Below are 4,844 nucleotides of genomic sequence, written 5' to 3' on the forward strand. Positions count from 1 at the left end.
CGTGACCGCGTAAGTGGATGGGTCGAACAGCATCTGGGGCACAGCGGCCTAGCTGGCGACCACGCGAAGACCCTCCGACCTACGAGGCAGGGGGGTCTTCGCCTTTCCCAGGTACACGCGGGCCAGCTCGTCGTACCGCTCGATGTAGCCGACCGCGATGTTGCATCGCCGGTTCAGCAGGCCGCGCACGCACCGGCCGCACGATGACTTCTCATCCGGGCAGCAGTTGTGGTCGTGGTCGATGTAGATGACCTCGGCATCGGAGAACGGCTCGGAGCACATCGCGCAGGCGTAGTCCTGCTCTACCAGCATCCGCTCTAAGTCGTCTTCCGTCAGGCCGTACCGCTGAGGTTGTACCTCCGGTTCCACCTGGCCTTGGCTTCCGGGGTAAAGAGCGTCTTGCCGACCCGCCGCGCGGTCTTCCGTGCCCTGGTGTCTGCCAGGGCCTTCGCCGTCCGGCACTCTCCCAGGTGGAGAGGACGCCGGGCACACGTGGTCCGCGCTCGTGGCATCCACTTGCCGCAGACCTCTTCCTCCATGTGGGCCGTACTGGATTTGAACCAGTGACCTTCTCCGTGTCAGGGAGACGCGCTCCCGCTGCGCCAACGGCCCGCTTCCTTTCACTGGTTAGGGCGGGTACCTGGCGAGTGAACCAGTACGGTAACCAGTGGAAAGGTATTCAGTTGTGCTACAAACCCCTGTGACCTTCGGCTTTGCGAGGGCACTCGCTTCCGTGGGAAGCGCGCTCCCGCTGCGCCAACGGCCCGGGATGTGCGCTATGCCAGCCACGACGGCCAGCTCTGCGCCTCGCGGAGAGACTACCAGAAGTTCGCACCGCACGCCGATCGAGCATTACGCGGCCAGGCTGTTTTCCACCGGTGATTGAAAACTTCGTTACCATGAGTGCGTGCCAGCTGACTGCTTTCGTCACGAGGCGCTCGGGGTCGTGTTCCAGGTTCGGGACAAGCGGCTCGAGGTGCTGCTCTGGCAGCGCGCGGAACCCCCGTTCGAAGGCGCGTGGGCGCTGCCCGGCGGCACGCTGCGGGCCGACGAACGGCTGGGCGCGTCCGCCAGCCGGCACCTTGCCGCCAAGGTGGACATCCCCGAGATCGCGCACCTGGAGCAGCTGGAGACCCGCAGCGACCCCGCGCGCGATCCGCGGGAGCGTGTCCTCGCGACCGCCTACCTCGCGCTGGTCGCGCCGGAATCCAGGCCGCGGCTCCCCGCCGACACGGCGTGGCACCCGGTGGACCAGTTGCCGGACTGCGCGTTCGACCACGCCTCGATCATCGGCTCGGCCAGGGAGCGGCTGCGCGCGAAGCTGTCCTACACCAACATCGGCTTCGCGATCGCGCCAGAGACGTTCACGATCTCGCGGCTGCGCGACACCTACGCCGCGGCCCTCGGCCATCCGGTGTCAGCCACCAACCTGCAGCGCATCCTCACCCGCCGCGGAGTCATCGAGCCGACCGCGGACGTCTCCCGCCCGGCCTCGAACGGCGGGCGCCCGGCCACCGTCTACCGGTTCGCCGTCCGCGAGCTGGTGATCACCAACCCCTTCGCTGCCTTCCGCCCCGGCGCGGTCAGCTGACGTCAGCGGGAAAACCAGCGAAAAGTCGCTATGGCGTGCGCAAAGGCATCGAATGTGACGTAGGTCACGTAGCGCAATCCAAGCCGCGACGCCGTCTCAGGCCGTATTTAGTTCGCACATGAGGACCGAACTGAGCGGCGGCGGCAAACAGCCCAGCGCCGCACGAGAGGAATGATGACAATGAGCGCCTCGTTGCTGGCCCGGGTGCCAGTTCCGGTCAAGCTCGCCGCGCCACTGGCCGTGGCGCTGCTGGCGGCGGCGGCGTGCAGCAGCAGCGGAAGTAGCAGCACCAGTAATAGCACCTCGCCATCCGCCGCTGCGCCCGCGGGATCGGCGTCATCGACCGTAATCACGACCAAGACCAGTTCGGGCGGTTCGTTCCTGACCAACAGCGCGGGCCGCGCCATCTACCTGTTCATGGCCGACAGCTCGGGCAAGTCCGCCTGCAGCGGCGCGTGCGCCGCGGCATGGCCGCCGGTGGTCGCTACCGGCCAGCCGACCGCGTCCGGCGGCGCGCAGTCGAGCGATCTCAGCACGATCACCAGGTCCGACGGCACCAAGCAGGTCACCTACGACGGCCATCCGCTGTACTACTTCGAGGGCGACACCGGGCCAGGCACGGACAAGGGGCAGGGCCTTAATGGCTTCGGCGCCCTGTGGTACCTGGTCGCACCGTCCGGTTCGAGTATCACGACTGCGGTGACCATCTCCGGATCGGGCAGCGCGCCGGCCGCGCCCCCGTCGTCAGGCGGCGGCGGCGGTTACTGATTCGCGGCGAAAATCGCCTGAACTAGGAGCAATCCCTATGAGCCGCTCGTCCGTATCGCTTACTGTGCAGACGATGGGGAGCCACGCCGACCGGCTGCCGGACGAGACGTTGCTCGCTGGTCTCGGCGCGGGTGACGCCGACCTGGCGGTCGCGTTCGTGCGCCGTTTTCAGCGGGTGGTGTACGGCGTCGCGCTGACCGTCACGCGCGATCCTGTCACCGCGGAAGACGTCGCCCAGCAGGCGTTCGAACAGGCGTGGCGGCACGCCCAGGTGTACGACTCGCGGAGGGGGTCGGTCCGGGCCTGGCTGACGACGATTGCCCATAACCTGGCGATCGACGTCCTCCGGGCCCGGACCTCGGCGCCGGTGGACCCGGCGGAGCTGCCCGCCCTGCTCACCGCGGTCACCGAAACCCCGGAGCGGGTGGCGGTCGCCCGCGACAGCGCCGCCGGGCTGCGCCGCGCTCTCGCCCAACTGCCGGGCGCGCAGGCTCGTGCCGTGGCGATGGCGGGTATATACGGCATGACGGCACGGCAGATCGCGGTGACGGAAGACATCCCGCTCGGCACCGCGAAAACGAGAATCAGGGACGGAATGCTGAAGCTGCGCGCGGCGCTCCTCCCGGAGGATGCAGAAGATGAGTGAGCTGAACGGCATGAGCTGCGCTGAGTTTCACGACTCGGCCGCGGAACTCGCGCTGGGCGTGCTCACCGGCCGCGAGCGCGCGGAGGCGCTCGCGCACCTGGACTACTGCGAGGCCTGCCGCGAGCACGTCCGCTCCCTGACGGTTACCAGCGAGAAGATGCTCAGCCTGCTGCCTACCGCGGAACCGCCGGCGGGATTCGAGACCCGGGTCATGGATCGGCTCGGTCTCACGCCGCCCGCCTCGCAGCCGCTCCGTCACCGCAGGCGGCGGCCAGCGTGGGGTCACGGATTCAGTCCCCGCCGGGCGCTGGCGGCCGCCGCGGTCGTGGTCGCCCTGCTAGGCGCCGCCCTGGGCGGCTGGGGCCTGCACGCGACGGCCACGCCGACGGCGAGCTCGTCGCTGACGACGGGCAAGATGATCGCCACCGACGACCACAGCCAAGTGGGCCGGGTCTTCATGTACAACGGTGAGTCGCGGTGGATGTACATGTCCGTCGACCTGGAGTCCGGCAACGACACCGTGATCTGCCAGCTGGTGGGCGCGGACGGGCATATCACGACCGTCGGGTCGTTCCGGCTGACCGACGGTTACGGCTCGTGGGGGAGTCCCGCCTGGACCGGCGATGGCCCGCCAGTCGGGGCACGGCTGGTCACCGCGAACGGTACGGTGCTCGCTACCGCCACCTTCTCGGCTTCGACCTGAACTTATTCGTAACGTCCCCGGCCGGCTCCCGAGCTCAGCCATCCCAGTCCGGGCTTGCCGGCGACGACCCGGTTCGTCAGGCTGCCGACCTGCTCGATCTCGATGGTGACCAGGTCGGCGGCCTGCAGCGTGAAGTCCATTTCTGGCACGATGCCCGTGCCGGTGGAGATGATCACGCCGTCGGGGAAGTTCTCCTCGGCGAACAGGCAGTCGACCAGGCTCGGCAGCGGCCGGTGCAGCTGGCTGGTGCGGGTGCCGCCTTCCCAGGCGACCGAGTCGCCCCGGATGATGCGGATGGTGATGGCGAGGTCGCTCGCGTCGACCTCCCACGCCGGGCGGATGCCAGGCGCGAGCGCGCACGCCCCGGCGTAGATCTTCGCTTGCGGCAGGTAGAGCGGGTTCTCGCCCTCGATGGCGCGCGAGGACACGTCGTCGCACACCGTGTAGCCGACGATCTCGGCGGCGGAGTTGACGACGATGGCCAGCTCAGCCTCCGGCACGTTCAGCGCCGAGTCGCGCCGGATCGCGATCGGCTCGGCGTCGGTGACCGTGCGCCAGGGCACCGACTTGAAGAACAGCTCGGGCCGGTCCGCTTCGTAGACCCGCTGGTAGAAATCGGCGCCGCCGCTCTCCTCGAGGCGCGCTTCCCTGGACCGGGTGTAGGTGACGCCGGCCGCCCATATCTCCATCCGGCCGTCGGCGGGCGGCAGCAGCACCGGCTGTTCCGTGATCGGCGCGGTCTTCACGGCGTCCTCGACGGCGGCCCTGATGTCGCCGGCGGGACTGGCCAGCAGCGTCCCGAGCGAGGGCACGTCAAGCGGATACAGGCCCGCGTCGTCGCGGATACCGACCATCGGTGCGTCATCGATGGGTGTCAGGTAACGGAAGATGTGGGTCACGCCGCCAGGGTAGCCTCGCAAGGGTGAGTAACGAGCCTCCCCGCCACAGGGCGCCCGGTCCGTTCTTCCCGTCGGACGAAGGTACCGTGCCGCAGCCGCATCCGTCCGGCCAACCGGACAGCGAGCAGCCCGGCCAGGGCCAGCCGGGGCAGGGCTGGCCGGAGCAGGGCCAGCCGGGGCAGGGCTGGCCGGAGCAGGGTCAGCCGGAGCGGGGCCAGCCAGGCTACGGCCAGCAGG

Annotated in this window: 6 protein-coding genes, 1 tRNA gene and 1 pseudogene; 5 read left to right on the forward strand and 3 right to left on the reverse strand. The window is 69.2% G+C overall.

Annotated elements, in window-relative coordinates; genetic code table 11:
* Window positions 1-48: 48 nt before the first annotated feature.
* Both WA805_RS20840 and WA805_RS20845 read right to left on the reverse strand, forming a co-directional pair.
* Window positions 49-516 carry an endonuclease domain-containing protein gene (locus WA805_RS20840; protein ID WP_425243162.1) on the reverse strand — a complete coding sequence of 156 codons (468 nt, stop codon included), beginning with the start codon at window positions 514-516 and terminating at the stop codon, window positions 49-51.
* 24 nt (window positions 517-540) lie between these two features.
* Window positions 541-612: transfer RNA gene (locus WA805_RS20845), tRNA-Val, on the reverse strand.
* 295 nt (window positions 613-907) lie between these two features.
* On the opposite strand from WA805_RS20845, the gene WA805_RS20850 reads away from it, so the two are divergent.
* The 4 genes from WA805_RS20850 (at window position 908) to WA805_RS20865 (ending at window position 3,708) form a co-directional block, all read left to right on the forward strand.
* Window positions 908-1,591: an NUDIX hydrolase gene (locus tag WA805_RS20850; RefSeq protein WP_422280134.1), complete on the forward strand. Its 684-nt coding sequence runs from the start codon at window positions 908-910 to the stop codon at window positions 1,589-1,591.
* A gap of 180 nt (window positions 1,592-1,771) precedes the next feature.
* On the forward strand, window positions 1,772-2,359 hold the full coding sequence (locus WA805_RS20855) for a hypothetical protein (RefSeq protein WP_422277446.1): 588 nt from the start codon (window positions 1,772-1,774) through the stop codon (window positions 2,357-2,359).
* Between the two features lie 73 nt (window positions 2,360-2,432).
* Window positions 2,433-3,005, forward strand: a complete 573-nt coding sequence (locus tag WA805_RS20860) for an RNA polymerase sigma factor (RefSeq protein ID WP_425243163.1) — start codon at window positions 2,433-2,435, stop codon at window positions 3,003-3,005.
* Window positions 2,998-3,708 carry a hypothetical protein gene (locus tag WA805_RS20865; RefSeq protein WP_422291096.1) on the forward strand — a complete coding sequence of 237 codons (711 nt, stop codon included), beginning with the start codon at window positions 2,998-3,000 and terminating at the stop codon, window positions 3,706-3,708. The genes WA805_RS20860 and WA805_RS20865 overlap by 8 nt, the downstream gene beginning before the upstream one ends.
* Window positions 3,709-3,710: 2 nt before the next feature.
* On the opposite strand, the gene WA805_RS20870 is transcribed toward WA805_RS20865, so the two are convergent.
* Window positions 3,711-4,607 carry a fumarylacetoacetate hydrolase family protein gene (locus WA805_RS20870; protein WP_422291097.1) on the reverse strand — a complete coding sequence of 299 codons (897 nt, stop codon included), beginning with the start codon at window positions 4,605-4,607 and terminating at the stop codon, window positions 3,711-3,713.
* 23 nt (window positions 4,608-4,630) lie between these two features.
* Between WA805_RS20870 and WA805_RS20875 the strand changes: the two are divergent.
* Window positions 4,631-4,844 (forward strand): annotated as a pseudogene (locus WA805_RS20875) (hypothetical protein); the annotation flags it as partial.

Source organism: Trebonia sp., assembly GCF_049794275.1.
Lineage (GTDB): Bacteria > Actinomycetota > Actinomycetes > Streptosporangiales > Streptosporangiaceae > Trebonia.

Bases quoted from the DNA above. Each gene is read 5' to 3' on its own strand.
- WA805_RS20855 (WP_422277446.1), top strand. From the start codon at position 1,772: ATGAGCGCCTCGTTGCTGGCCCGGGTGCCAGTTCCGGTCAAGCTCGCC.
- WA805_RS20860 (WP_425243163.1), top strand. From the start codon at position 2,433: ATGGGGAGCCACGCCGACCGGCTGCCGGACGAGACGTTGCTCGCTGGT.
- WA805_RS20865 (WP_422291096.1), top strand. From the start codon at position 2,998: ATGAGTGAGCTGAACGGCATGAGCTGCGCTGAGTTTCACGACTCGGCC.